The 435-nt window shown below is 68.0% G+C and carries 1 protein-coding gene; it reads left to right on the top strand.

The genetic code is table 11. The annotated features are described in order from the left end of the window. Positions 1 to 261, top strand: a 261-nt coding sequence (locus tag AC1DSF_RS30930; protein ID WP_478184130.1) for a hypothetical protein, incomplete at its 5' end; no start/stop codon positions are given. Positions 262 to 435: the final 174 nt, after the last annotated feature.

Here is a 435-nt window from a genome sequence, read left to right on the forward strand (position 1 = left end):
GAACCCGACAGCGTGTGGCAGTGCATCATCGAGACCTACAACGACGACGACGCGTGGGACCGGCGGCAACTGTTCCGCTCGCCGCAGAACGCCCTCGCGTCCGCGGTCGAGTTCGCCCGGGAGAGGTGGACGGAGGCGTACACGCGGTGCGCGCCGCAGTCGCCCGATGATCTGACCGACCCTGCGGTGCTGCGCTTCTTCTTCGGGCCCAGCTGCTCCCCGTACGTGCTGCGGATCGTCCAGACGCCTGTGCTGGACTGACCGCCCGGCCGGTCACCGGCCCCGCCCACGCCACCGCAAGGGCCGCCCCAGCATTCGCGTGCAGGGGCGGCCCTTGCCCCCGATGTACATTCGACATATCTTCTGAGTTGTTCCGAACAGCATCCGGAACTTCATTCGACAGGGGATGCCCCATGCACGCCACCGACACCGCGC

This window comes from Variovorax sp. 01N429, assembly GCF_056399425.1.